Below are 24,849 nucleotides of genomic sequence, written 5' to 3'. Positions count from 1 at the left end.
GCGTCAGCTGGGCATCAGAACAGGGTATTCGCATTAGCCGATTTTTCAGGCACCTCCTGAACCACATCCCAGTGCTCAACAATTTTTCCTTTTTTAACCCGGAAAATATCCGTCACGGCCCGACCACGATCGTTTTTACCATTGGTTGAGTGCACATGTAGCCACACCAGATCGCCATCCGTTGCACTGCGTACGATGCGTGCTTTTGACTGCGGGTTTTTCCTGAAAAAATCGGAAAAAAAGTTAACAAGCGGTGCCTTACCATTGGGCAATCCGGGATTGTGCTGGCGGTAATCGTCCGCCACAACCCGGGCCGCTTCTGCGACATTATGGTGATTAAAAAATTGATCATAGAAGTTGAGCACCAATGCACGATTAGCCTCTTCCGTCTTGAGATCGCGGCCGTCGCCGGGTTGCGCGGCGTAAACCGCGCCCGCTGTCAGGATACCTACCGCCAGCAACAGGTTTTTCAGAAAGGTGGTCATCATTATTCTCCTTGCGCATTTGTTATGGCGCTAACCGCTACGCGCCCGAAAGTCAGTCCTGACAGGCCGCCAAAGATGAGCCGGACTCGCCATCAGGTTTTGATATCACACCAGGTCACAAAAATAGACTGGTCACGTTGTGGATGTTACATTCGCCAAAAATGGTTAACAAGAAGTCACGTTGTGATGACCCAGTCACGTGAACGTGACTATTGACGCTGCGCAGGAACTCACCGATGCCAAAATCTTTACCCGCAACCTTTACTTACGAGCAACCTTGTCCCATCCGTGACGTACTTGACCGGATAGGTGATAAATGGAGTTTATTGATTCTTGAGGCGCTGGCCGAACAGACGCTGCGGTTCAATGAGCTTCACCGTCATATCGGGGATGTTGCCCGCCAGGTCCTGTCGCGCAGTCTGAAACGGCTGGAAATGGACGGTTATATCCTGCGGACGCTCTATCCGGAAGTGCCGCCACGGGTTGAGTACAGCCTGACGGATTTAGGCCGTTCATTTCTCAAACCCATGCAGCAACTGATTGAGTGGGCAGACAGCAATCATCAAACCATTTGTCTTGCTCGCCAGCGCGCCCTTGAGCCGGATAAAGACTGACCCTGTTTTATCACCCTATCTGGCTACAGAGATAACGAAGACTGCGGTAATATTGCGGCCCTCTGTCACGCCGCTTCACCTTAGTGACCTCCGGTACAGGACGAATTTTCAGGATATGTTATGGACACCCAGCAAACCCGTCAGGGAATAGGTTTTGCGCTTGGCGCGTATTTCATTTGGGGCATTGCGCCCGCCTACTTCAAAGTAGTCAAGGCCGTTCCTGCCACCGAAATCATGACCCACAGGGTGATCTGGTCAGCCCTGTTCATGCTGTTATTGATCACACTGAGTCGCAGTTGGGGCCAGGTCAGAAGCGTGCTGCGTCAGCCCAAAAAAGTGTGGCTACTGGCACTCACGGCGGTCACGGTGGGAGGGAACTGGCTGCTGTTTATCTGGGCGGTGAACAACCAGCACATGCTGGAGGCAAGCCTGGGCTATTTTATCAACCCATTGATTAACGTTGTATTTGGCATGATTTTTCTGCGTGAACGCTTTCGTCGTCTGCAGTGGCTGGCGGTGGCCCTGGCGGCCTTCGGCGTGCTTTTGCAACTGTGGCAATTTGGCTCTGTGCCGGTGATTGCTTTAGGCCTGGCGTTCAGCTTTGCGTTCTACGGCTTAATGAGAAAGAAAATTCAGGTCGATGCCCAGAGCGGCATGCTGATAGAAACGCTGTGGCTGTTTCCGCTGGCCGCACTCTACCTGTTTGGCTTTGCCGACAGCAGCACCAGCCACCTTAGCGCCAATCCCATGAGCCTGAACCTGCTGCTGATCGCCGCAGGCATCGTCACCACCATTCCGCTGATGTTCTTCGCGGCAGCCTGTACCCGACTGCGCCTGTCCACGGTGGGCTTCTTTCAGTATCTTGGCCCGACGCTGATGTTCCTGCTGGCGGTGCTGTTTTATGGCGAAACGGTTACGCCAGATAAAATGGTGACCTTTGGGTTTATCTGGCTGGCGCTGCTGGTCTTTATTCTGGATGCCGTGGCATTTTCAGCGCGGAGCCGTGCGCGCAAAGCGTGATATAAAGCGCGCCATTGCCGGGCCGGTCAGAAGAATGGTGAACAAGCGCAGAGTCTGCATCGCCATCACAAACGCCATATCTACCCGGCTTCCGGCAGCAATAATCGCCACCGTGTCCAGTCCACCCGGACTGGTGGCGAGATAGGCGGTCATCAGATCGATATGCAAAACGCGGGTTAACATCCAGGCCAGTCCACCGCACAGCAACATCAGGCCAAAAATTGACAACAGCATCTGCGGCAACGTACTTAACGCCAGTTTGAAAATCGGTCGGGTAAAGCGTAACCCCACGCTCCAGCCAATCAAGGCGTACGCCAGCGCAAGTAGCCATTCAGGCATCTGCAGCACTGCCGTGCCGGTTGAATGCAGCGTGGCGCCAATCAGTGCCGGTATCAGTAATGCCCCGGACGGAATACGCAGCCATGGCCCCAGCCAGGCGCTGCAGATGACCAGGCACATCGTTACCAGAAAACCGCCGTTAAGCGCGGGAAACCATATCAGTGAACCCGCATGACCGCCGTCGCCCAGCCCGATACGCGCCACCATGGCCGCCGCGCCCGCAACAAACAGCACACGCAGATACTGCATAAAAGCAACCAAACGCACGTCGGCACCGAATTCGCCCGCCATCGCCACCATCGCTGAGGCACCGCCCGGTGAAGACCCCCACGCGCCCGTGGGACCGGGAAGCGGGCTGAAACGCACCAGCAAAAAGCCCGACAGGCCACTGGCCGCCAGCGTCAGCAGCAGTACCGCTAACACAACAGGCCAGTCCTGTAACAGCGGCGTCAGGATAGAAGGTGACAGGCTCTGCGCAATCATGCAGCCCAGTACCGCCTGCGACAGCAGAAATAACCGCTTATTAATACGCAGTGTGGCACCGGACAGGCCCATGACCACGCCAACGATCATCGGCCCCAGCAACAGGGCGGCAGGTACGTGAAAATACTGGAAGATCGCACCGAGTAATACTGATGACACTAACAGCAGCAGCCACTGCCAGCGCAACGAAAGAGAGTCCATAAAAAAATCAATCAATTATGAAAATTGAGCGGGTAGATTAGCAGAATTAAGGCGGCAGGCCAGCAAAATGGGCCGAATTAACAGCCCGTGCTGATGATTAAAGCCAGTTTTTACGCTTGAAATAGAGATAAGGCGCAAGGCCTGCAAGCATCATCAGGCAAATGGCGCCAGGATAGCCAAAGCTCCACTTCAGTTCAGGCATAAATTCAAAGTTCATGCCGTAGCTGGATGCCACCAGCGTTGGCGGCAGGAAAACCACGGATACCACCGAGAAGATCTTGATGATGCGGTTCTGCTCAATGTTGATAAAACCCATCGCTGCCTGCATCAGGAAGTTTACCTTCTGGAACAGCGACTCATTGTGTGGCAACAGCGACTCGATATCCCGCAGAATTTCACGCGCCTGCTCCAGTTGGTTGCCTGGCAAACGTGCCTTACGGACCAAAAAGTTAAGTGCACGCTGGGTATCCATCAGACACAAACGCACCTTCCAGCCGATATCTTCCAGCTCGGCTAATCGTGATAACGCCTGGTCGTATTCCTCACCCTGCTGGCCTTCCATGATGACGCGGCTGAGCTTTTCCAGAGCGCTGTAGATGTTTTCAATCTCGTCCGCCAGCTGTTCAATTTTCGTCTCGAACAGATCAAGCAGCAGCTCATAAGCGTTGCCATCAATCAGTGTCTGGTTACGGGCGCGCATACGGTAAAGGCGAAAGGCGGGGAGTTCACGTTCGCGCAGCGTATATAAACGCCCTTCGCGGATGGTAAACGCAACGGTTGAGTTGCCAGCGTGATCTTCGGCATCCTCAAAGAAGAAGAAGGAGTGAATGTGCAGGCCGTCTTCATCTTCGAAGAAACGCGCCGAGGCTTCAATGTCTTCCAGTTCAGGGCGCGTTGCCAGGCTCTGGCCCAGTTCGGATTGCACGCGATCGCGCTCGCCTTCTTCAGGCTCGACCAGGTCAACCCAAACTGACGTGGTCAGTTTATCGCTTTCATCTTCCAGTTCCAGACGCGTCAGGCGGCTGTTATCAAGTTTAAATGCGCTCAGCATAGCAAGACTCCCCATTGCAGACTTTATGGGACAACGCTGTCGGCCGGTCTGAATTCAGACCCGCGAACCTGAACACGGATAAAGGATAAATCAGTGCTGACTCGTGCGACGGATTAAAAAGGGAGGTCGCTGATAACCGCTAAGGCTACCAGCGTAATGAGATAGCCTTAGATGTTATTCCTGAAAACCAGGTTAATGAGCCAGCATCGACTGGGCGTGTCCAAGGCATTGTCCTCTCATGATAATAGTGCGCGCATGTTACGCTGAGACGAAAAAGTCGTCAACACGCGACTAAACGGTTTCCAGTTTGGCGTAGGCTGCCACCAGCCACTTGATCCCTTGCCCCTGAAACGCCACCTGCAGACGGCTGTGTTCACCGCTGCCCTCCAGATTAACGATAGTGCCTTCACCAAACTTGGCGTGACGAACCCGTTGCCCCAGCGAGAATCCCGTGTCGCTTTTGGTCATCGGCGTGCCCATGCGTTGATGACTGACCGGGCGCGTTACACTGGCGCGTAAGCGCACTTCTTCGACACAGGCTTCCGGCAGCTCGCCAATAAAACGCGAGGGCCGATGGTAGACTTCTTTACCGTAGAGACGGCGGGTTTCGGCGTAGGTCAGCGTGAGCTTCATCATCGCGCGCGTGACGCCGACGTAAGCCAGGCGACGCTCTTCTTCCAGTCGACCACCTTCATCCAGCGCCATCTGGCTAGGGAACATGCCCTCTTCCATGCCGACGATAAACACCTGGCTGAACTCCAGCCCTTTCGCAGAGTGCAGCGTCATCAGTTGGACCGCGTCCTGCCATTTATCCGCCTGCCCTTCCCCGGCTTCGAGGGCCGCATGGGACAGGAATGCCTGGAGCGGCATCAGATCTTCATCTTCATCCTGGTAGCTGAACTGGCGCGTGGCCGTCACCAGTTCCTCAAGGTTTTCGATACGGGCCTGGCCCTTTTCACCCTTTTCCTGCTCGTACATGATCCACAGGCCAGAGTCCTTGATAACTCTGTCGGTCTGCACGTGCAGCGGCATCTCCGCGGTTTCGCTCGCCAGTGAATCCACCAGCTCACAAAAGCGCTGCAGCGCTGAGGCCGCGCGGCCGGCAAGGGCGCGCGACTGGAGCAGCTCACGCGTTGCCTGCCATAAGGTCATCTGTTTTTCGCGTGCTGTCTGACGTACCACATCCAGCGTGCGGTCGCCCACACCACGCGTTGGCGTATTCACGACTCGCTCAAAGGCCGCGTCGTCGTTGCGGTTAGCCATCAGTCGCAGATAGGCCAACGCATCTTTGATTTCCTGACGCTCGAAAAAGCGCATACCGCCATAAATACGGTACGGCATACTGGCCTGCAGCAGGGCCTCTTCCAGCACGCGCGACTGGGCATTGCTACGATACAGGATGGCGCAATCCGCCAGCGCATTGCCGTTTTCCATCCAGGCTTTGATGCGGTTGACGACAAAGCGTGATTCATCCAGCTCGTTAAAGGCACAGTAGACAGAAATGGGTTCACCATCGCTGCCGTCGGTCCACAGCTCTTTCCCCAGTCGGCCGCTGTTGTTGGCGATCAGGGCATTCGCAGACTTCAGGATGTTGTTGGTCGAGCGGTAGTTTTGTTCCAGACGAATGGTATCCGCGCCGGGAAAATCCTTCAAAAAGCGCTGGATATTTTCCACCTGCGCACCACGCCAGCCGTAAATGGACTGATCGTCATCACCGACGATGATCACTTTGCTGCTGTCGCCCGCCAGCATGCGAATCCAGGCATACTGAATATTGTTGGTATCCTGAAACTCATCCACCAGAATGTTAGTGAAACGCTCTCGGTAGTGATTCAGGATGTGGGGTTTGTTTAGCCACAGCTCATGCGCCCGCAGCAGCAGTTCTGCAAAGTCGACCAGCCCGGCGCGATCGCAGGCTTCCTGATAGGCCTGATAAATCCGTAGCCAGGTTTGTTCTACCGGATTGCCATAGCTCTCAATATGCTTTGGCCGCAAACCTTCATCTTTCTTGCCGTTGATGTACCACATGCCCTGACGCGCTGGCCACTGCTTCTCATCCAGGTTCATCGCTTTGATCAGGCGCTTCAGCAACCGCAGTTGGTCTTCACTATCGAGGATCTGGAAATCCTGCGGCAGACCCGCGTCAAGATGGTGAGCACGCAGCAGACGGTGTGCCAGGCCATGAAACGTCCCTATCCACATTCCGCCCTGACTGGTGCCAATGAGCTGCTCGATACGGTGGCGCATTTCTGCCGCCGCCTTGTTGGTAAAGGTCACCGCCATAATGGAGTACGGCGAACAGTTTTCTACCGACAATAGCCAGGCGATACGGTGCACCAGAACGCGTGTTTTTCCGCTGCCCGCGCCCGCCAGCACCAGCAGGTTACTGCGCGGGGCCGCAACGGCATCGCGCTGTTTGTCATTCAAACCGTCGAGCAGTTCAGAAACGTCCATAAGCACCAATAAGTCAGAAAATGCGAAGCATAAGACTGGATAAATTTACAGCCATTATAACAGCGAGGTCAGTGATGCCAACTGTGAAATTTCAACGTGCGGCAGCAGGCGGGCATCATCAATGTGCATCAGGTTGCCCTTACGCAGATTAATCCAGCAAGCTTGCATGCCAAAACGAATCGCGCCAGCCACATCGGTAGTGAGATCGTCGCCGACGTGCAAAATATATTCTGGGGCGATATCAAGGCGTTGTGCAGCCAACTGATACATATCCTGCCACGGCTTGGCGCGTCCATCCGGTCCTGCCCGCAGTGAAAACTGGAAGTAGTTTGCCAGACCGAGTTTTTCAGGCTGGGCATTGCCGTTGGTGATGGCCACCAGCGGCACTTTTTTCGCCAGGGCTTTCAGCGTGTGATGCGTTTCAGCCGGCATATCCACCTGGCTGCGCCACTGATGAAACACATCCATTACCTGCGCCGCGCCCCTGGCGGCTTCGGTTGCCGTTAAGCCGGCATGACACATAACATGTTCTACCGAACGGCGACGCCATTCAGACACATCATGGTAGATATCGGGTTCACGTAAACATAGCTGATTACGTGATTCGGCCACGTCTTCAGGCGTAACGTGACGCAGTGCCGGATGGAAAGCCTGCAGGGCCGCATGGGATGCTTCTGTGGTTTTACGAATCACAGGATAGTTGTCATAAAGCGTGTCATCTAAATCGAAAGTGATTGCTTTAATGTCACGCAGAGGGCGATAAAACTTCATTCACTCTTTCCTCGTTTGGCGCGGGGATGGGCGGCATCATACACCGAGGCCAGGTGCTGAAAATCAAGATGGGTGTAGATTTGTGTGGTCGAGAGATTCGCATGGCCCAGTAATTCCTGCACGCCACGCAGATCGCCGCTCGACTCCAGCAAGTGGGTGGCAAAAGAGTGACGCAGCTTATGGGGATGAATGTGGCTGGTCAGGCCCTGCTTAATCCCCCACTCTGCAAAACGCTTTTGCACATTACGCGCCGAGATACGAGAGCCGCGACTGGAGAGAAACAGCGCATCATCTGCGGGATTAAACGCGATACGCAGCGGCAACCACTGCTGAATCCAGCTAACGGCGGTGCGGCCAATCGGCACGCGTCGCTCCTTGCTGCCTTTTCCTGTCACCCACACTTCGCCCGCCTCAAGATCGACATGGCGACAATCCATATTGACCAGCTCGGAAAGACGTAATCCCCCGCCATACATGACTTCCAGCATGGTGCGATCGCGTATTGCCAGCGGATCATCAAGGTCAATATCCAGTAACTGGCTGACATCATCAACGTCGATATTTTTTGGCAGGTGGCGGCCATTGCGCGGTGTGGCGATCCCTTTCGCCGGATTGGCAGGCAACATGTCCTGGCTCACCTGCCAGTCAAGAAAACTGCGCAATGCGGACAGGCGCAGCGCCAGACTACTGGCGGCCAGACCTGCGCGCCGGCTGCGGGCGGCCATGCTGCGGACCATAGCCGGATCGAGCTGTGACCATGCGCTGATTTTCATCTCGTCGGCAATCGTCACCAGTGCGGCCAGCTGACGCGCGTAGCTGCTCAGGGTGAGAGGGCTGAGCTGGCGTTCAACCTTCAGGTGGCGCAGAAAGCCGTCAACGGTTTCCTGCAACACGCTGCTCATGCGCGCTCCACCCAGCGCTCCAGCAACGCAGGCATCATCTGTGAAAGGTGTTGCAGCAGTAGAGTTCCCATACCCGACTGATAGTGCAGGCTGTCACGGCTACTGAAGATAATGATGCCAAGCTCACCGTCGTCACCCATCAACGACATGGCCACTGAGCCAATGGCTTTTGCCTGCGGCAGCAACAGCAACAGTTCCGGGCCATTAATACTGCCCAGATAGTGCTGTTCATTACCGAAGCGCTGAATGCGAAGAGGTTCGAAAGCCTGACGCGCCAGGCCAAGCTGCACAAAGTCAGACGGCGCGCCCAGCCGCCACCGGTCATTAAACAGGCGGATATTAGCGCCCGCAAGGCCAAGATCGCGCGCCCAGCGGTGCAGGCGATTAAGCATATCCTGCAATGAGCTGGCGGCGGCCAGGTGACTTTGCAGCGAGAGCAGCCGCGCGAATAACTGCTGGTTCGCGGTGGCCTGCTCCATCAGCAGCGTGATCTCTTCTTCCAGCCGCTGAATGTGGTTGCGCTGGCGCGCCATGTGCCATTCCACCAGCGATACGCTTCCGCGAACCGGATGCGGCACCGCCATCTGTTCGACCTGACGCGCGTTGCGCATAAAGAAGTCAGGATGCTGTCGCAGATAGTCACTGACGGCCTGATCGTCCAGCAGGACAGCATTTTCCGCCTGCTCTTCGATATTTTTCATAAGTGAATAAACCCATCGTAAACATGTGTGGCCGGGCCGGTCATATAGAGCGGCTGTCCGACGCCTTTCCAGGCGATATGTAACGAACCGCCTGGCAAATCAACGCGTACTTTCTGGCTTAAAATACCCTGCTGGATACCACAGGCCACCGCTGCGCAGGCACCACTGCCGCATGCCTGCGTTTCGCCTGCACCGCGCTCATAGACGCGCAGCCGGATGTGCTCCGGATTAATGATTTCCATAAAGCCAACGTTGACGCGCTCCGGGAACCGCTCATGGCTTTCCAGAACCGGGCCTAAAAGCTCAACCTGGGCAGTTGTCGTGCTTTCCACCTGGATCACGCAGTGTGGATTGCCCATAGAGACGGCACCGAACATCACCGTTTGCTCCGCGACGCGTAGCAGATAAAGATTCTCGGCTTTATTGGCGCGAAAAGGCACCTGCTGGGGTTCGAAATTGGGCTCGCCCATATTCACGCGCACCAGATCGTCCGGCGTAACGCTTAACACCATGCGCCCCGCCTGGGTGCTCACGCGAATATCGCTTTTATTGGTTAGCCCTTTTAACTGAACAAAACGGGCAAAGCAGCGTGCGCCATTACCACACTGCGCGACTTCGCTGCCATCAGCGTTAAAAATGCGATAGTGAAAGTCGAGATCGGGATCGTAAGGCGGTTCAACAATCAGTAACTGATCGAAGCCAATCCCCAAATGGCGATCGGACAGCCGGCGGATCAATTCCGGCGAGAAAAAGACGTTTTGCGTCACGGCGTCCACAACCATAAAGTCATTGCCGAGACCGTGCATTTTGGAGAACTGCATTTTTTGCTCCGCCGGATGCGCCATAAGTGTTATTTCATTTGTGAGCTTGAATCACCCGTCACCAGACCACCCACATCCGCTTTAGACGCGTCGGTTTTCTGTTTTTGCGTTGATGCTGGCGTCGGCGCAGTTTGTTTTGGCGTGTCCTGCGGTGGGAAGTAGAGCGGTCCTTTCAATCCACAGCCTGCAAGGCTTGTCAGTGCCATTGTCATCGCTAACAGGCTTATCACTTTCTTCATTCTATATGCTCTTCATATCCTGTGACCTGGATGCTTATCATCGCAGTTGAAGGTGGAAAAGCAACAGGAAATGCCAGCAAATCACGTGAGCGTTGTGGCAAGCCTTAAAGATAGCGTCACAGCGGGCCTGTAGAACTCAATGCACCTGATAGCGCGGCTGATAATCGTTGTTGTCGTTATCAGGCTGCGAGGCACAGAGTTCGGTGAGTGCCTGATTTCTGAATGGAATGACCTGATAACGTTCGCCGGTGTTCACGATCTGGTAAAACTGCGGCAGGTTAAAATTGATAAAACTTGAGCCGTAAGTGAAGCGATCGTGTGACGAGGAGTAAAAACGGCTAACGTCGCGCACCAGCTCTTCTTTGCTGCCTTCGCAGTGGTGATACACCTCAACACGGTTGCTTTCATCCAGAATATAAATGTTGAAACCCCGATCGTCGGTGGTGTCCTCAAAAAAGAACTGGATGATGCCTTCGCTGGCGTAGCCATTGACCACAGGCGGCAATGGCGTCTGATTCGACTCGACCTTAATCGACAGGCCGTGGAGCTTGTTGTTGGAGATGGCACCATAAAACTCAACGGCATTTTCCAGCTTCTGAACCGACACACCCATGCGTTCAAAGAACAGTCCCCAGGTCTGGCCGGCCATGCGCAGTGCTTTGAAACGCCCAGGCTCCTGACGCGTACTGGAAAGACGCAGTTCAATACATTCTGACACCAGCTGCTGCACGCGGGTACGGATTAATCCACGGAGATGCTGGCTGTAACAGAACACCTCCACGGTGTCAGGCGGTGAAGCATCCTGATGCATTTTGCCAAGAATCGTTTTCAGCCCTTCAATCATCGCCTGTTCGCCGCTGAAGTGCAGTGTACGAACTTCATTCCATGAGTTGCGATACAGCAGATCGATACTGCCAATCAAACACTGCTGCTGCTGGCCAAAGCTGAACACATCAAGCTTGCGGAAATCGAAGTGCACCACCTGGTTACGAAACGCCGAGGTCGGATCGTGCTCAAGGTTAACGATGATGGCCAGATGGCGAATTTCACACGGGCTGTAAAGCGCCTTAGGCGTTGGCGCAGGCAGACGCAGCGGGAAATGGCTGGAAACATCGTCCACCAGTTCCTGCAGACGCGCCAAATCGCATAGCTCATTGCCCTTGATGTGCAGGCGCGTTTTGCTGGTCAGTAACCCATTGAACCAGGCCCAGGCCACCAGCTTGTTAAGATAGCGGTTATATTCCAGCGGCTGGTGACTGATGATCGAACTCATATCCGGCGACTGGTTATACAGATACCAACCCGGGCGATTAGCACGGCCGGGTGGCACATGAATAAAGGTCAGGTTAGGTTCCGAGAGATCGGGGGAAATTTGCGGATTGACCAGCGTCACCTTGCCGGGCAGCGCTTCAAAAGCGGCGTACAATTTACGGGTCAGCACGCCGATATCCTGCGGGCTGGCGCTGACGCTTAAATTGTTGCGACGGGCAAAACGAATAAGGTTGCGATAGCTTTGCATCATCGCATCCAGCAATTCATTGTGTGCTTCACGCACGCGCTCGATTTTCCATTCTGCGCGGTTGTCCAGAATGGCGAGTTTTTCCTCATCCCATCCCCAGGCTTTAACCAGTTGCGACAGAATCTCACGACGCCAGCCACTGCGCTGCTGGTGCTCCTCGGTCGTCAGTTTTTCGCAAACTTTCAGGTAGAAGCAACGGCGGACCAAATCGAGGCGGGGCTGATCGTCAATGCTGGTGAGGTAGTGCGTCACGCGCTCCAGCATCATACAGTAAGGATCAAGACCGAAGCAGACGATCTCCCCGTCGTGCAAACGCTGTTTGATATCCATTGCCAGCAGTTTGGTGTCCGGGTATTCCCAGCTATAGGCTTCCAGCAACAGCGTTTTCAACACCGCTTTATAGGGCGAATCGATACTTTTATACAGCTGCCACAGGCTGGCACCGAAATACTCTTCGGCTGACAGCGTGCTGAGCCCGCCCAAATCCAGCCACTCGTTCGGGGTGAGTACGCCTTTCGCATAGAGCGACATCACATAGTCATCGTAATGATGCTCTTCTTCGCCAGGCACCATATTCCACAGAATACGTTTACCGGCCATTCTCACCGCCGTGCGATAGAACTCATCCAGCAGCAAAATATGCTGGGTAGAACCGCAATCTTCGCCACCAAGATTGCCGCTTTCATTGTGGCGGAAGCGGTTTTCATCAATCAGGAAAAAGCTGACTTCGATGGCCTGCGAGGCACACCATTTTTGCAGCAGCGCACATTTACGCTGCAGATTCAGGCGTTCTTCGTTATCCAGCCAGGATTGATGGCAAACCCAGATATCCAGATCGGACACGCTGTTTTGCCCGACGGAGGAGGTGCTCCCCATCGAATAGATACCGGTGATGGGCAACTCGCCTTTCGGCGCTTCGACCAGGGAAAGTTCCTGTTCGCCCGTTAACTCTGCGAGCAGTTGCAGCTGGTTTTCATCAGGCGTGAAGACGTTGATGCCGTGGGGAACGCTACCTTCAAGGTAACCCGGCATCAGCGGATGTTGATAATGTAGTAAGATCGGAAGCAGACTGTAGACGCGCTGAAAAGCGGGTCCCATGGCAGCCAGAGCGCGGTCAACGCGTAGCTGGTTAATTGCATCCAGTCTCTGTTTTAGTGTCTCAATGTAGAGGTACAAGACGTTTCGCCTGGTTGTCCTGGAGTTAAAAACCCTGTTCCCGCTATCTGCTACTTATTAATTGAGTGTCGTGCAGATAATTGCTGGAAACGTGATCAATCTATCACTCGTCGGATTGACCGTAAAGAAAGTTACGCTACCGACATTTTAGCACGGTTTCGTCTACTTTTCGCTCACTCTGCTCATAGCCTGAGATTACTGCCTGATATGTCAGGTTTAATCTACGGGCGGTTCTTTTCAATCCGTTGAAACTGACAGCATTCCCTCAACGATGATAGGATATTCGATGAACGATCTAAATGGTTAACGGCATGTTAAACAAAATTTTCAGAATTGCTACACGACAAAGTCCCCTTGCCATGTGGCAAGCACAATATGTACAGCAGCGTTTGCTCAGTGCCCATCCCGGCCTGCGCGTGGAGTTGGTGCCCATGGTGACAAAGGGCGACATCATTCTTGATACACCGCTGGCAAAAGTGGGCGGTAAAGGGCTCTTCGTTAAAGAGCTTGAGCAGGCGATGTTAGAAAACCGGGCCGATCTGGCCGTGCATTCGATGAAAGATGTGCCCGTGGCGTTCCCGGAAGGGCTGGGCCTGGTCACCATTTGCCAGCGTGATGACCCGCGCGATGCGTTTGTCTCCAATCACTACGCGTCGATAGATGCGCTGCCACAGGGTGCCGTTATTGGTACGTCCAGCTTACGGCGTCAGTGTCAGATTAGCGCACGTCGTCCAGACCTGGTGATTCGCTCTCTGCGCGGTAATGTGGGAACACGATTGAGCAAGCTTGATGCCGGCGAATATGACGCCATTATTCTTGCCGCCGCCGGGCTGAATCGCCTGGGGCTTGCCGATCGCATTCGCCAGCCGCTGCCTGCGGACGTTTCTCTGCCGGCCGTGGGCCAGGGCGCAGTCGGGATTGAATGTCGGCTAGACGACAGCACCTTAATTGGATTGTTACAGGCATTGAATCACGACGATACGGCGGTCTGTGTGAAAGCCGAACGCGCCATGAATACCCGACTTGAAGGCGGCTGTCAGGTTCCCATCGGCAGCTTTGCCGTGCTTGAAGGTAACGAACTCTGGCTTCGCGGCCTGGTGGGCGCACCTGATGGTAGCGTCGTGGTGAGCGGTGAGCGCCGTGGACCACGCGATCAGGCAGAACAGATGGGTATTTCGCTGGCAGACGAGTTGCTCAACAGCGGCGCGCGTGAAATTCTGCACGACGTTTACCAGGGACAACCTCCCGTATGACCATTCTGGTGACACGCCCGGAACCCGCAGCGGCTGAGCTGGTCTCACGCCTGCACGCTCAGGGTAAACAGGCGTGGATCCTGCCACTGATTGAATTCGCCCCGGGTAACGATCTGCAGCAGTTACCGGCAGCCCTTGCCACACTGAAACGCGGCGACCTGGTGTTCCTGCTTTCGCAGCAGGTTATTCACTTTGCACAGCACGCCATCAACGCATGGCCCGCCGACGTAGACTATTATGCAATTGGTCGCAGTACCGCTTTGGCTTTTCATACGATCAGTGGTTTGCAGGTGACCTATCCTCATGCGCATGAAACCAGTGAAGAGTTGATAAAACTGGCGACACTGCAGCAAATGGCGGGTAAGCACGCGCTTATCCTGCGAGGAAACCAGGGGCGCGAGCTGCTGGCAGAAACACTGATAGCACGCGGCGCACAGGTCACCTATGCGGAGTGCTATCAACGTTGCCAAAAACACTATGACGGTGCCATTGAAGGCCGTCGCTGGCGCGATCGTAATATTGACACGCTGGTTGTGACCAGCGGTGAGATGTTGCATCAGCTGTATTCGCTGTTCCCCGAGGTCGATCGTGAGGAATGGCTGCTCCGCTGTCGACTGCTTGTCGTCAGCGAACGTTTGGCTTCCCTGGCCGCCAATCTTGGTTGGCAGACGATTCAGGTAGCCGATGGTGCCGATAACGATGCGCTGCTGCGCGCGTTATGTTGAACTTAACAATGGGATGTGCCAGATATGACGGAACAAAAAGACACCTCCGCCGTGGTTGAAGAAACCACTCCAGCGGTTGATCGCCCCTCTTCTACCCAGGAAAAATCACCGCGTAAGCGTCATAACGGCGGCATGGTGCTGGGTGCAGTCGCGATCGTCATCGCACTGGCGATTGGCGCAGGGTTATACCTGAACGATAAACACCAGGCCGAACGGCAGGCGCAAACCAACCAGGATCTGAGCGACCAGCTCGCAAAGCTGCAGCAACAGGCGAACAGCGACAAACAGCAACTCACTCAGCAGTTGAATGCCGCAGAGAAAACGCTGGAGACCGCCCAGTCGCAACAGGCTGCTTCGGCGAAAGAGCTGGAAACGTTGCGTGAAAAGATGGCGTCCATATCAGGTAACGACGTACGCAGTTGGTTAGTGGCCCAGGCGGATTACCTGGTGAAGCTGGCCGGTCGTAAATTGTGGAGCGACCAGGATGTGACTACCGCTGCAGCGCTGCTAAAAAGTGCCGATGCCAGCCTGGCAGACATGAACGATCCCAGCGTTATGAACGTTCGTCGTGCATTGACTCAGGATATCAGTACGCTTTCCTCCCTCTCTCAGGTGGATTATGACGGCATCATTCTGAAACTTAACCAGTTATCAAACGGTGTGGATAACCTGCGTCTGGCGGATAACGATAGCGATGAAGCGCCCATGGACAGCGACAGCGGTGAGCTATCCAGTTCCATTCGTGAATGGCGTCAGAACCTGGTGAAAAGCTGGCATAATTTTATGGATGACTTTATTACCATCCGTCGCCGCGATAATACGGCGCAGCCGCTGTTGGCACCGAATCAGGATGTTTACCTGCGCGAGAACATCCGCTCTCGCCTGCTGATCGCGGCTCAGGCCGTGCCGCGCCATCAGGAAGAGATTTATAAGCAATCGCTCGAAACCGTCTCTGCATGGGTACGTGCATGGTATGACACCAATGATGCCTCGACGAAAGCGTTTCTGGCTCAGTTGGATGAATTAAGCCAGCAGAACATTAATATGGACCTGCCGGACAGCCTGGAAAGCCAGCCGTTGCTTGATAAGCTGATGCAAACCCGCGTTCGTAACCTGATGGCACAACCCTCTGCCGCCGCTAACCAGCAGGGAGGCTAATCATGCTTAAGGTATTTATCCTCTTTGTCCTGCTGATTGCCGGCATTGTACTGGGGCCGATGATCGCGGGCCATCAGGGCTACGTGCTGATTCAGACCGACAACTGGAACGTTGAAACCAGCGTAACAGGCCTGGCCATTATCCTGATTATCAGCCTGTTAGTGATTCTGGCGGTTGAATGGATACTGCGCCGTCTTTTCCGTACCGGGGCGCGTACCCGCGGCTGGTTCACCGGTCGTAAGCGCCGTCGTGCCCAGCGCCATACGCAAAATGCCCTGCTTAAGCTGGCAGAAGGCGATTTCAGGCAGGTTGAAAAACTCCTGTCTAAAGACGCCGAGCATGCTGATGTCCCCGTGGCTAACTATCTGTTAGCGGCGGAAGCCGCACAGCAGCGTGGCGATGAGATGCGGGCCAACCAACATCTTGAACGCGCGGCTGAGCTGGCAGGCAATGACGTGATTCCGGTTGAGATTACCCGAACCCGCATTCAGTTGGCTCGTCATGAAGATCATGCCGCGCGCCATAGTATCGACCGCCTGCTTGAGGTGGCGCCACGTCACCCGGAAGTGCTTCGTCTGGCTGAGCAGGCTTATGTTCGCACCAACGCCTGGAGCGCACTGCTGGACATTCTTCCCGCCATGGAAAAATCACAGGTCGGAACCGAAGAGCAGCGCACCCTGCTACAGCAGCAAGCCTGGCTGGGCCTGATGAACCAGGCGATGGCCGATCAGGGCAGCGAAGGATTGAAACGCTGGTGGGGCAATCTGAGCCGTAAAACACGTCATGAGACAGCATTGCAGGTGGCGATGATTGACCATTTGATTGAGTGTGATGATCACGACACCGCGCAGGAGATTTTGCTGGATGGGCTGAAGCGTCATTACGACGACCGCCTTGTACTGCTGATGCCTCGTATCAAGAGCGGCAATCCAGAAGCACTGGAAAAAGCCTTACGCCAGCAAATCAAACAACATGGTGCCACGCCTTTACTGCACAGCACCCTGGGGCAGTTGCTGATGCGCCACGGCGAGTGGGAGCAGGCAGCAGAATCACTTCAGCAGGCGCTGGCTCAGCGCCCTGACGCATTTGACTACGCCTGGCTGGCGGATGTTTACGATCGCCTGCGTCGCCCGGAAGACGCGGCAAAGATGCGCCGTGAAGGCCTGTTGCTGACGTTGAAAAACAATCCCGATGCCTGATTGATAGCACCTTAGCGCATCACATAAAAAAACCGGGTTAGCCCGGTTTTTTTACATCCGTTATTTCAGGCAAAAAAAACACCTGCCATAAGCAGGTGTAAGATCAGGTCGGTTTGACAACCGAAAGGTACCCGACTCAACGTGGTGTCTGATAACCCTGTAAGACTTTCGCGATACAGGCAGGCAGACAACAGGTACCCAAATTGGCTCTGCGTCATTCCCAGGTTTATGTAGCCTAAGCAGACATAAGAGGTGGAATGAGCATCTACACTCTGATTATTGCATAATTCATGCCAGTTGCAGATTTTATTTTATCTTGTCTTAAAAATCATAAACTTAAAAATAAAAAAATGATCAGGCTGATTGAGATTTGTGATATCCGTCGGGTTATAACGACAAAACCCGGCATGGATGTCGCAAATAAGCGACATACAAAGTAAAGACCTGTCAATTACTTATAAAACAACCCGTTAAGCGTCTCGGTTTTGCGACAGTTTGTGTTATGGCATGATCCGGGGTTGATCCATTGAGAGGTCTGTCGCTGGGCGGGCTGGTTAATAAGATATCAATCGCCCCTGGGCCGTTGCACTCGCAACGTTGTCTCGCTTCGCTCGGCGCAAACGGCCTTCGGAGGTGCTCATCCTCATTTTACACAGACGAAAAAAAACCTGTCTTTTCAGACAGGTTTCTAAAATGGTCGGCGAGAGAGGATTACGCGCCCCTGCGGGACGCGCCCTTCGGGCCGTTGCCTTCGCAACGTTGTCTCGCTGACGCTCGGCACAAACCTCCTTCGGAGGTTCTCATCCTCATTTTATTCAGGCGAAAAAAAACCTGTCTTTTCAGACAGGTTTCTAAAATGGTCGGCGAGAGAGGATTCGAACCTCCGACCCACTGGTCCCAAACCAGTTGCGCTACCAAGCTGCGCTACTCGCCGATTTTTTATTTTGTTTTGCCTGGTGCGAAGAGAGGGACTTGAACCCTCACGTCCGTTAAGACACTAACACCTGAAGCTAGCGCGTCTACCAATTCCGCCACCTTCGCGTATCCCAGCAAAATCTGGGGTGGCTAATGGGACTCGAACCCACGACAACTGGAATCACAATCCAGGGCTCTACCAACTGAGCTATAGCCACCACTGTACTGAATGTTGCAAGTCAAACCCACAGCATTTAAAACTTTGTTACTAACGCGGTACTCAAACCACCGAAGCTCTTACGCACAAACTAAATGGCGCGCCCGACAGGATTCGAACCTGAGACCTCTGCCTCCGGAGGGCAGCGCTCTATCCAGCTGAGCTACGGGCGCGTAGCGCCGTTGCGGATGTGCATACTAGAGATAAGCGCCCATCCTGTCTAGTGCTTTTTAAAGAAAATAGCGCGTTTGATTACGCTTTGTGCATTTCGTCGACAATTACCGCATTTACGCCAGCACAAGTGCTAAAAACCTGGCATTAATCAGCGATCTCAGAGATCACCACGCCAGTGATAACGCAAATATTTCACCAGCTTTAACTGTCTATGTATGCGGCTGGGTTGCTTAATCAAGCGATAGAGCCACTCCAGTCCAAGCTTCTGCCAGATTAAGGGCGCACGCTTTACATGCCCCGTAAACACGTCGTAAGTGCCGCCTACGCCCATATATAACGCATCGGGCCAGTGATGCCGACACTCGGCCATTAAACGCTCCTGCCGTGGCGAACCCAGCGCCACCGTCACCAGCCGGGCACCACTCGCCGCAACGCGGGCAAACAGAGCGTCTCGTTCGTCAGGCGAAAAATAGCCATCCTGAGCACCGACAATATTCACATTCCACTGACGACGTAATTTATCGCAGGTTTCATCCAGTACCGTCTGCCGGCCCCCAATCAGGAACACTGGCGTTCCATTGCGGCCCGCGCGCTCCATCAAGGCTTCCCACAGGTCTGCACCAGCAATGCGCTGCACTGAGGCGTGAGGATATTTCTTGCGAACAGAGCGCACGATGCTGATGCCGTCGGGGTATTTGAATTCAGCCTGCTCAATTTGAGCGCGCAGCGCCTCATCGTGCTCGGCATTCAGCACCTTTTCCGCATTGATAGCCACCAGCGTTCCTGTCCGAATACCTGACAGCGGCATCAGGAAATCCACAAAAGCAGTCATGCTGTTAAAAGCGTAAAGCGTAATACCGCGAATCACATAGCGTGGCGTATCGGAAACCGTGCTCATTTCTTTTTAATTCTTCCCTTAAAGACCAGCGGTTAATCAGGATGGGCTATGAAGCGCCCGTTCACTGCGGCTGCGAATCAGGCCGACATGATCCAGTAACCAGAAAAGCAATTTCGCCATTCCCAAACAGGCGGCAAAAATAATACAGAAAAACACCACTCGCGATCCAAACGCATCCAGCCCTTCTCGCGCCAGCACAATCATGTTGAACACCGCACCAAAACAAAAACTCTGCAGAATCGCACCGGTGTAACGATTCGATTCATCGCGGCCACGCTGATATAAGGTATCAAAGGCCTTGATGATTAACCCGACAGCCACGGCACCTGGCACAATCGCCCAGACGCCGCCCATAACCAGTAACGAACCGATTAAGGTGGGTGAAATGGCCAAACCGGAATGATTATTCAGCACATCCCAGGTAAAGTAGTTGGCGCTGTTCAGGACCGCCATGGGACGATCGGGCCACAGCCATGATGGGATAAATACGTAGAAATCACGCCACAAAGGCGCTAAGCCCTGAAAATCTATTTTATGGTAATTCTCCAGCAGCAGAGCCAGATTTTCCCACGGCGAAAACGTATCGCGCGTCAGGTAGAGAAAGGTGTAAAAAGCCTCATCACCCATGACATCCAGATTGTAGCGACGCAACGCCAGCCAGAACATCCCGGCAATCGCCATGACGCCCGCCGCGGCCAACATCCACAATGTTATCCAGCCACGCGTAATGCCAATAAACAGAAACAGCGCAAAGGCGATAATGATATTGGCACGCGTGCCACCGACCAGGGCATAGGTCAGCAAGCCAAAGCTTACCGTGACAATAAGAAACAACAGCCAGTTACGTCGTGTGGGATGTAAGAAATAGGGAATCAACATCGCCGGGATGAAGAAATAGAAGAATCGCTTCAGCGCCACGCTAGACACTTCGCTGGAAAAAATCTGGTTGTAGGCCGTGAGGCGGAACAACAAAAATCCGTTATGGGCAAAGAACACCGTAACCGTAGAAATCGCGACCAGTGCCAGTAATCCACAGGTCAGATGCGTCTCTACCCGGTTCATCCGCAGCCAGGGCCTGGCGGGCGGTGCCGCTATCGGCCTGAGGCGCACTTTGTAACTCACAAAGTAGATAGCATAAAACGCCGTGGCGGAAAGCAGCGCCTGCAGTAAAAAATCAGCCGAAACCACCTGCGTATCAAACCGAAACACCAGAACAGAGGTTAGCGGGAAACCGAAGTAAAAGGTCAGCAGAAACAATAAAGTAAAAAACAGGTGAAAGTTAAATCGCGCCTGCTTTAGCTCGCGTAAATTCAGGGTCACAATGGTCACCAGTGACAGTACATAGACTATCAACAGACCACTAAACGCCATAAGACTCATGAGGGCTCTCCTTCGCAAAGGCGCAACGCCGTTCGCCAGCCTGCCAGATAGCCTGGGGCCAGAAAAGCAATGCTCTGTTTATCACATCCTGATAATTGTCGACGCGCCTCTGCAACAAGATCCGGCGTCAGCACGTCATCACTGAACAAGACAGGAAGTTGCTGTGCGGTAACATCCCGCCAGAACGGATTTTTACGCGTCAGGACAAAAGGCACATTAGCCTGAATCAACAAACACAACGTTCCCACACCCTGTTGCCGTTCGAACATAAAATAGCCTACATGACAACGCCCCAACAGCGCCATATAGTCATCAAAAGCAAGGTTGTCACGTAATAACCTTACCTGCCCCTGAGGAAAAAGCCTGTCAGCCGCGCGCTGAATCTGCCCGATATACTCATCGTTACCGGGGGGATAACCCAGCGGCACCTCAATGCGAACATCTTCACCAAACTGGGCCTTAATCGCTTTCAGCCCCTCAATATGGCGGTTACTGGCATCACCAGAATTGCCCAGCAGCACGGTAAAAGTCTTGTCAGGATGGGGCGTGACCGCTGCAGCGGGTAACTTGGTGGGGAAATAAAGCAAAGAGTGCGGTACAGACTTGTGGCGTTGCTGGTAATGGTGCAGGTCGCCCTGGGTGGCAAACAGGTGCGCAACGCGCCCCTGCGCGATACGACGCAGAAAATAGAACAGACGAAACCGCAGGCTACGCGAATCTTCATACAGGTCCGCGCCCCAGACATGCCAGTAAAGCTGAGAACGGCGTAACCTGCCACTCAGCAATGCCAGCCACAGCCAGGGATTAAACTGTCCATGGCAAAAGAAACGTTGCTCGCGGTTTTTCGCTCGCAGTAACACTGCGTCAGACAGAGCTTTCTTACTGCTAAACGTTTCAATGTGCAGTGCGTCAAAACCTTTCAGGCTTTCAGGCTGCTGCGTCACCACCATAAAGTGACGCGGCGCTGCCGCAGGCAGTTCGGTGCTCATCACGTCATTAAAAAAACGTAATACCGTGAGATTGTGATGGGGAATGTTGGAGCCCAGGACATGAAGTAAAGTCATTTTTTTCGACAGTAAACAATAAATGCGCCACAGCAGAGCGCGAAATAAGTAACGTAAGTGAACATATAGGCTTGCGCTGCGCCACTTGCCCCGTGTAACGGAATAAGCCAGCGTGAGAACAGCGTCAGCAAAATAAACTGGCTGATTTCGGTCAGCACGTAAAAGCGTAACGAGGCTTTCGCGATGACCAAATAGCCGAAAACGTAGGCACCCACTTTGAACACATCGCCGCACAGTTGCCAGACAAACAGATCGCGCATGTCGTGAAACGCTGCCGAAAACAGCAGGCTGATAGCAATATCGCGCATGATCCAGACGCTCAGGCTGGCTACCGCGACGGCCGGTAACACAAAGCGTAACGCCCGCCCGATCTCGCGTGCAATAGCCTGTTTGTTGTCTAGCCTGGCAAGCGTTGGTAAGAGCCAGACGCTAAACGTTGCGGTGATAAACTGCAGATAAGCGTCGGAGATACTGGTTACGCCCTGCCACAAACCTACCTGAGCCCAGCCATTACTGGCCGCCAGTTGATTTCGCATCATCACCCAGGCCACCGGCAGTGTGACCGCGGTGATCAACGCCATGAGGGTATATTTTGCCAGATGACGCGCCATTTCCGGCTGCCATGTTGGCCGCAGCCAACGTAACGGAAGCGGAACACGGCGTTTCAGTATCACCAGCGCAGGAAAAACGAGTAGTGCCGGCACCAGCGCCAGACCGGTTAATGCGCCCGCATAGCCTCCCAGCCACCAACACAGCACGTAACCCAGCACGCCCGTCAGGCTGCCTGAAATCAGGGCCAACGCATTACCGCGTGCATCACGGTAGCCTTTTATCAATGCCAGCAACAGGTTTGCCCACGCAATACCGAACTGGAGAAAGGCAACAATACGTATCACGTTTTGATAGCGTTCGTCACCAAACAGCGCGGTGCTGACGGGCGCGGCAGCCAGCAAAAACACCAGCGCCAAAAGCGTGGAGAAACCCGTTACCATTGTCGAGGCGGTTCCGACGAGTGCCCGTAGCTGCTGAGGTTGCTGTTGATATTGCGCAACATACGTGGTGACGCCGTTAAAGATACCGGCACCGGCCAGAACGCCCAGTACGATGATTAACTGGCGAAAGTTACCCGCCTGGCCCACGCCTTCCGGGCCAAAACTGACGGCCAGTAACTTGACCACCAACAAGCCAGCAACAATTTTTACCAGCGTTGATGAGGCGGTCCATACCGATGCTTTGGCTAATGACATCAGGAAAAAAAGCTCAGCAACGAACCGATCACGGTACTCTGATTGTTATCCGACAGGTTATAAAACAGCGGCAAACGTAATAAGCGCTCACTCTCGGCAGTGGTAAAACGGTCGTCACCGGCAAAACGGGAAAAACGCAGGCCCGCAGGTGAGCTGTGTAAGGGGATATAATGAAATACGGCCAGGATTTCGGCTTCTTTGAGCCAGTTGATCAGCGCCTGACGATGTTGCTGATCGCGCAGTTTGATATAGAACATATGCGCGTTATGCTGGCATTCGGCCGGAATCGACGGCAGCGTGAGCTCGCCTTTTTCCACCAGCGGCTTCAAGGCATCGTAGTAACGCTGCCACAGGCGTAAACGCTGCTGGTTAATACGTTCAGAGGACTCCAGTTGCGCCCAGAGATAAGCCGCCTGTAGGTCAGCCATCAGATAGCTGGAACCCATATCGCGCCAGGTATATTTATCCACCTGCCCCCGGAAGAACTGACTGCGATTGGTGCCTTTTTCGCGAATAATTTCCGCACGCTCCACCAGGCTGGCATCATTAATCAGCGTCGCGCCACCTTCACCGCCGGCGGTGTAATTTTTGGTTTCGTGGAAGCTAAAACAGCCGATATGGCCAATCGTGCCCAATGCCCGCCCTTTGTAACGCGACATCACCCCCTGGGCAGCATCCTCGACGACAAACAGCTTATACTGCGCCGCCAGTGCCATAATGACGTCCATTTCGCAGGCAACGCCCGCATAGTGGACCGGCACAATAGCACGGGTCTTATCCGTAATGGCCGCTTCGATCAGGGTTTCATCCATGTTCATGGTATCGGGACGCACATCCACAAACACAATTTTCGCGCCACGCAATACAAAGGCGTTGGCGGTCGAAACAAAGGTGTAACTCGGCATGATGACTTCGTCACCGGGCTGGATGTCGATCAACAGTGCAGCCATTTCCAGCGATGCGGTACAGGAAGGCGTGAGTAATACTTTCGCACTACCGAAGCGCTGCTCCATCCACTGCTGACAACGGCGAGTATAACCGCCATCGCCACACAGCTTGCCGCTGCTCATTGCAGACTGCATATAGTCGATTTCGCTTCCCACGACCGGGGGCTCATTAAAGGGAATCATGACCTCTCCTGTAAAACCAGTACGCTGTACTTTCCAGCCGCGCGCCACAGCGTAAATAAAGACGCATCGCCGTAAGATTACTGATTTGCGTCGCAACCCGCAGGCGCTCTAGCTGGCGTGCGCGACCCCAGTCAGCCGCAGCCAGCATCAGGCGCTGACCAATACTTTGCCCCTGTGCCTCGGGCACCACGGCCAGCAGGCCAATGCGCGCATCGCCTTCTACTTCACGTAACGAGACAAAGCCCTGCAGCGCGCCGCTCTCATCGCTGGCCACCAGGCACTGGTGATCGAAGGTGCCACGTACTGCATTTTCGATCCATTGAGCATAGAAACGCGCACTGTCTTCTGGCGCAAACCACGGCGTGCGAAAACGACTTTGACGAAAAGCCACAGAGGCCGCTTCACGTAGTACGGCAATTTGTGTTTCCCGTGCAATGCGAATACCTGTCTGCCGTTCGGTGCGCTTGATCGTCAACGACAAATCCACTTCACCTTCCACCAAATGAAACTGGTGCTGATTTAAGGCATCGATGATCTCGGTTTGTTCGGCAGGCACTTTAATTTGAAACAACGCACAGGGATGCTGAAGTGCGCGCTCAAGCGGCAGATCGCCCCCTGTTTCCAGCCTTACGGTGTCTATGCCGAAGAACTGGCTCTCCCATGCAAGTGGATTAACCTTCAGGTGGACAGACATAAGTTAACCGGATCCTTTG

General features: G+C 54.0%; 23 protein-coding genes, 4 tRNA genes and 1 other RNA gene. 6 read left to right on the top strand and 22 right to left on the bottom strand.

The window, feature by feature from the left end:
• Positions 1-14 precede the first annotated feature (14 nt).
• Entirely contained in the window at positions 15-488 is a 474-nt protein-coding gene (locus CMR03_RS24740) for a nuclear transport factor 2 family protein (protein ID WP_063877906.1), read from the bottom strand.
• 233 nt (positions 489-721) lie between these two features.
• On the opposite strand from CMR03_RS24740, the gene CMR03_RS24735 reads away from it, so the two are divergent.
• Together CMR03_RS24735 and rarD are read left to right on the top strand one after the other, a co-directional pair.
• Entirely contained in the window at positions 722-1,099 is a 378-nt protein-coding gene (locus CMR03_RS24735; RefSeq protein WP_096012942.1) for a winged helix-turn-helix transcriptional regulator, read from the top strand.
• Positions 1,100-1,219: 120 nt separating this feature from the next.
• A complete protein-coding gene (gene rarD, locus CMR03_RS24730; RefSeq protein WP_096012941.1) occupies positions 1,220-2,119 on the top strand; it encodes an EamA family transporter RarD in 900 nt (299 codons plus the stop codon).
• Here rarD and CMR03_RS24725 read toward each other — a convergent pair.
• The 10 genes from CMR03_RS24725 to CMR03_RS24685 form a co-directional block, all read right to left on the bottom strand.
• The gene (locus tag CMR03_RS24725; protein WP_096012940.1) at positions 2,090-3,142 is read right to left on the bottom strand and encodes an AbrB family transcriptional regulator; all 1,053 of its coding nucleotides are present in this window, start codon (positions 3,140-3,142) and stop codon (positions 2,090-2,092) included. The two genes, rarD and CMR03_RS24725, sit on opposite strands and share 30 nt — an antisense overlap.
• A 97-nt stretch (positions 3,143-3,239) precedes the next feature.
• Entirely contained in the window at positions 3,240-4,193 is a 954-nt protein-coding gene (gene corA, locus CMR03_RS24720; protein WP_014606985.1) for a magnesium/cobalt transporter CorA, read from the bottom strand.
• 167 nt (positions 4,194-4,360) lie between these two features.
• Positions 4,361-4,417, bottom strand: a complete 57-nt coding sequence (gene ysgD, locus CMR03_RS25965) for a YsgD/CorL family protein (RefSeq protein WP_349887138.1) — start codon at positions 4,415-4,417, stop codon at positions 4,361-4,363.
• Positions 4,418-4,484: 67 nt separating this feature from the next.
• Positions 4,485-6,647 (bottom strand): DNA helicase II, encoded by a 2,163-nt coding sequence (uvrD, locus tag CMR03_RS24715; RefSeq protein WP_096012939.1) that lies wholly within the window; start codon positions 6,645-6,647, stop codon positions 4,485-4,487.
• Positions 6,648-6,701: 54 nt separating this feature from the next.
• Complete coding sequence (yigB, locus tag CMR03_RS24710; protein ID WP_096012938.1) at positions 6,702-7,418, bottom strand: 5-amino-6-(5-phospho-D-ribitylamino)uracil phosphatase YigB; 717 nt, start codon at positions 7,416-7,418, stop codon at positions 6,702-6,704.
• A complete protein-coding gene (gene xerC, locus CMR03_RS24705; protein ID WP_063877900.1) occupies positions 7,415-8,320 on the bottom strand; it encodes a tyrosine recombinase XerC in 906 nt (301 codons plus the stop codon). The genes yigB and xerC overlap by 4 nt, the downstream gene beginning before the upstream one ends.
• Positions 8,317-9,021 (bottom strand): DUF484 domain-containing protein, encoded by a 705-nt coding sequence (locus CMR03_RS24700; RefSeq protein ID WP_063877899.1) that lies wholly within the window; start codon positions 9,019-9,021, stop codon positions 8,317-8,319. Before CMR03_RS24700 ends, xerC begins: the two co-directional genes overlap by 4 nt.
• Positions 9,018-9,842 carry a diaminopimelate epimerase gene (gene dapF, locus CMR03_RS24695; protein WP_063881073.1) on the bottom strand — a complete coding sequence of 275 codons (825 nt, stop codon included), beginning with the start codon at positions 9,840-9,842 and terminating at the stop codon, positions 9,018-9,020. Before dapF ends, CMR03_RS24700 begins: the two co-directional genes overlap by 4 nt.
• A 29-nt stretch (positions 9,843-9,871) precedes the next feature.
• Entirely contained in the window at positions 9,872-10,081 is a 210-nt protein-coding gene (lptM, locus tag CMR03_RS24690) for an LPS translocon maturation chaperone LptM (RefSeq protein ID WP_063877898.1), read from the bottom strand.
• Positions 10,082-10,217: 136 nt separating this feature from the next.
• On the bottom strand, positions 10,218-12,776 hold the full coding sequence (locus CMR03_RS24685) for a class I adenylate cyclase (RefSeq protein ID WP_096012937.1): 2,559 nt from the start codon (positions 12,774-12,776) through the stop codon (positions 10,218-10,220).
• Between the two features lie 311 nt (positions 12,777-13,087).
• On the opposite strand from CMR03_RS24685, the gene hemC reads away from it, so the two are divergent.
• From hemC to hemY, 4 genes are read left to right on the top strand one after another with little or no spacing between them, the layout of a single operon-like run.
• Positions 13,088-14,029: a hydroxymethylbilane synthase gene (gene hemC / locus CMR03_RS24680; protein ID WP_063881072.1), complete on the top strand. Its 942-nt coding sequence runs from the start codon at positions 13,088-13,090 to the stop codon at positions 14,027-14,029.
• Positions 14,026-14,754: a uroporphyrinogen-III synthase gene (gene hemD, locus CMR03_RS24675; RefSeq protein ID WP_096012936.1), complete on the top strand. Its 729-nt coding sequence runs from the start codon at positions 14,026-14,028 to the stop codon at positions 14,752-14,754. The genes hemC and hemD overlap by 4 nt, the downstream gene beginning before the upstream one ends.
• A gap of 24 nt (positions 14,755-14,778) precedes the next feature.
• The gene (gene hemX, locus CMR03_RS24670; RefSeq protein ID WP_096012935.1) at positions 14,779-15,912 is read left to right on the top strand and encodes a uroporphyrinogen-III C-methyltransferase; all 1,134 of its coding nucleotides are present in this window, start codon (positions 14,779-14,781) and stop codon (positions 15,910-15,912) included.
• A gap of 2 nt (positions 15,913-15,914) precedes the next feature.
• Positions 15,915-17,111 (top strand): protoheme IX biogenesis protein HemY, encoded by a 1,197-nt coding sequence (gene hemY, locus CMR03_RS24665; protein WP_063877894.1) that lies wholly within the window; start codon positions 15,915-15,917, stop codon positions 17,109-17,111.
• Positions 17,112-17,805: 694 nt separating this feature from the next.
• Here the strand turns inward: hemY and CMR03_RS24660 are convergent.
• From CMR03_RS24660 to rffC, 11 genes are all read right to left on the bottom strand, one after another.
• Positions 17,806-17,936, bottom strand: a non-coding RNA gene (locus tag CMR03_RS24660) — RtT sRNA.
• A gap of 32 nt (positions 17,937-17,968) precedes the next feature.
• Positions 17,969-18,045: transfer RNA gene (locus CMR03_RS24655), tRNA-Pro, on the bottom strand.
• Positions 18,046-18,065: 20 nt separating this feature from the next.
• Positions 18,066-18,152: transfer RNA gene (locus tag CMR03_RS24650), tRNA-Leu, on the bottom strand.
• A gap of 16 nt (positions 18,153-18,168) precedes the next feature.
• A tRNA-His gene (locus tag CMR03_RS24645) sits at positions 18,169-18,244 on the bottom strand.
• Between the two features lie 95 nt (positions 18,245-18,339).
• Positions 18,340-18,416, bottom strand: a tRNA-Arg gene (locus CMR03_RS24640).
• 158 nt (positions 18,417-18,574) lie between these two features.
• Positions 18,575-19,315, bottom strand: a complete 741-nt coding sequence (gene wecG, locus CMR03_RS24635) for a lipopolysaccharide N-acetylmannosaminouronosyltransferase (RefSeq protein WP_096012934.1) — start codon at positions 19,313-19,315, stop codon at positions 18,575-18,577.
• A gap of 36 nt (positions 19,316-19,351) precedes the next feature.
• Positions 19,352-20,695: an ECA oligosaccharide polymerase gene (gene wzyE, locus CMR03_RS24630; RefSeq protein ID WP_096012933.1), complete on the bottom strand. Its 1,344-nt coding sequence runs from the start codon at positions 20,693-20,695 to the stop codon at positions 19,352-19,354.
• On the bottom strand, positions 20,692-21,759 hold the full coding sequence (locus CMR03_RS24625; protein WP_096012932.1) for a TDP-N-acetylfucosamine:lipid II N-acetylfucosaminyltransferase: 1,068 nt from the start codon (positions 21,757-21,759) through the stop codon (positions 20,692-20,694). The genes wzyE and CMR03_RS24625 overlap by 4 nt, the downstream gene beginning before the upstream one ends.
• A complete protein-coding gene (gene wzxE, locus CMR03_RS24620) occupies positions 21,756-23,006 on the bottom strand; it encodes a lipid III flippase WzxE (RefSeq protein ID WP_096012931.1) in 1,251 nt (416 codons plus the stop codon). Before wzxE ends, CMR03_RS24625 begins: the two co-directional genes overlap by 4 nt.
• Complete coding sequence (rffA, locus tag CMR03_RS24615; protein ID WP_096012930.1) at positions 23,006-24,136, bottom strand: dTDP-4-amino-4,6-dideoxygalactose transaminase; 1,131 nt, start codon at positions 24,134-24,136, stop codon at positions 23,006-23,008. The genes wzxE and rffA overlap by 1 nt, the downstream gene beginning before the upstream one ends.
• On the bottom strand, positions 24,123-24,830 hold the full coding sequence (gene rffC, locus CMR03_RS24610) for a dTDP-4-amino-4,6-dideoxy-D-galactose acyltransferase (RefSeq protein WP_063877888.1): 708 nt from the start codon (positions 24,828-24,830) through the stop codon (positions 24,123-24,125). Before rffC ends, rffA begins: the two co-directional genes overlap by 14 nt.
• Between the last annotated feature and the right edge of the window lie 19 nt (positions 24,831-24,849).

The sequence above is a fragment of the Pantoea allii genome (genome assembly GCF_002307475.1).
In the GTDB taxonomy this organism is placed as follows: domain Bacteria; phylum Pseudomonadota; class Gammaproteobacteria; order Enterobacterales; family Enterobacteriaceae; genus Pantoea; species Pantoea allii.
The sequence above is the reverse complement of the archived record's forward strand: the minus strand, read 5'-3'. Positions and strand labels throughout refer to the sequence as shown.

Bases quoted from the DNA above. Each gene is read 5' to 3' on its own strand.
- CMR03_RS24740 (WP_063877906.1), bottom strand. From the start codon at position 488: ATGATGACCACCTTTCTGAAAAACCTGTTGCTGGCGGTAGGTATCCTG.
- CMR03_RS24735 (WP_096012942.1), top strand. From the start codon at position 722: ATGCCAAAATCTTTACCCGCAACCTTTACTTACGAGCAACCTTGTCCC.
- rarD (WP_096012941.1), top strand. From the start codon at position 1,220: ATGGACACCCAGCAAACCCGTCAGGGAATAGGTTTTGCGCTTGGCGCG.
- CMR03_RS24725 (WP_096012940.1), bottom strand. From the start codon at position 3,142: ATGGACTCTCTTTCGTTGCGCTGGCAGTGGCTGCTGCTGTTAGTGTCA.
- corA (WP_014606985.1), bottom strand. From the start codon at position 4,193: ATGCTGAGCGCATTTAAACTTGATAACAGCCGCCTGACGCGTCTGGAA.
- uvrD (WP_096012939.1), bottom strand. From the start codon at position 6,647: ATGGACGTTTCTGAACTGCTCGACGGTTTGAATGACAAACAGCGCGAT.
- yigB (WP_096012938.1), bottom strand. From the start codon at position 7,418: ATGAAGTTTTATCGCCCTCTGCGTGACATTAAAGCAATCACTTTCGAT.
- xerC (WP_063877900.1), bottom strand. From the start codon at position 8,320: ATGAGCAGCGTGTTGCAGGAAACCGTTGACGGCTTTCTGCGCCACCTG.
- CMR03_RS24700 (WP_063877899.1), bottom strand. From the start codon at position 9,021: ATGAAAAATATCGAAGAGCAGGCGGAAAATGCTGTCCTGCTGGACGAT.
- dapF (WP_063881073.1), bottom strand. From the start codon at position 9,842: ATGCAGTTCTCCAAAATGCACGGTCTCGGCAATGACTTTATGGTTGTG.
- lptM (WP_063877898.1), bottom strand. From the start codon at position 10,081: ATGAAGAAAGTGATAAGCCTGTTAGCGATGACAATGGCACTGACAAGC.
- hemC (WP_063881072.1), top strand. From the start codon at position 13,088: ATGTTAAACAAAATTTTCAGAATTGCTACACGACAAAGTCCCCTTGCC.
- hemD (WP_096012936.1), top strand. From the start codon at position 14,026: ATGACCATTCTGGTGACACGCCCGGAACCCGCAGCGGCTGAGCTGGTC.
- hemX (WP_096012935.1), top strand. From the start codon at position 14,779: ATGACGGAACAAAAAGACACCTCCGCCGTGGTTGAAGAAACCACTCCA.
- hemY (WP_063877894.1), top strand. From the start codon at position 15,915: ATGCTTAAGGTATTTATCCTCTTTGTCCTGCTGATTGCCGGCATTGTA.
- wecG (WP_096012934.1), bottom strand. From the start codon at position 19,315: ATGAGCACGGTTTCCGATACGCCACGCTATGTGATTCGCGGTATTACG.
- wzyE (WP_096012933.1), bottom strand. From the start codon at position 20,695: ATGAGTCTTATGGCGTTTAGTGGTCTGTTGATAGTCTATGTACTGTCA.
- CMR03_RS24625 (WP_096012932.1), bottom strand. From the start codon at position 21,759: ATGACTTTACTTCATGTCCTGGGCTCCAACATTCCCCATCACAATCTC.
- wzxE (WP_096012931.1), bottom strand. From the start codon at position 23,006: ATGTCATTAGCCAAAGCATCGGTATGGACCGCCTCATCAACGCTGGTA.
- rffA (WP_096012930.1), bottom strand. From the start codon at position 24,136: ATGATTCCCTTTAATGAGCCCCCGGTCGTGGGAAGCGAAATCGACTAT.
- rffC (WP_063877888.1), bottom strand. From the start codon at position 24,830: ATGTCTGTCCACCTGAAGGTTAATCCACTTGCATGGGAGAGCCAGTTC.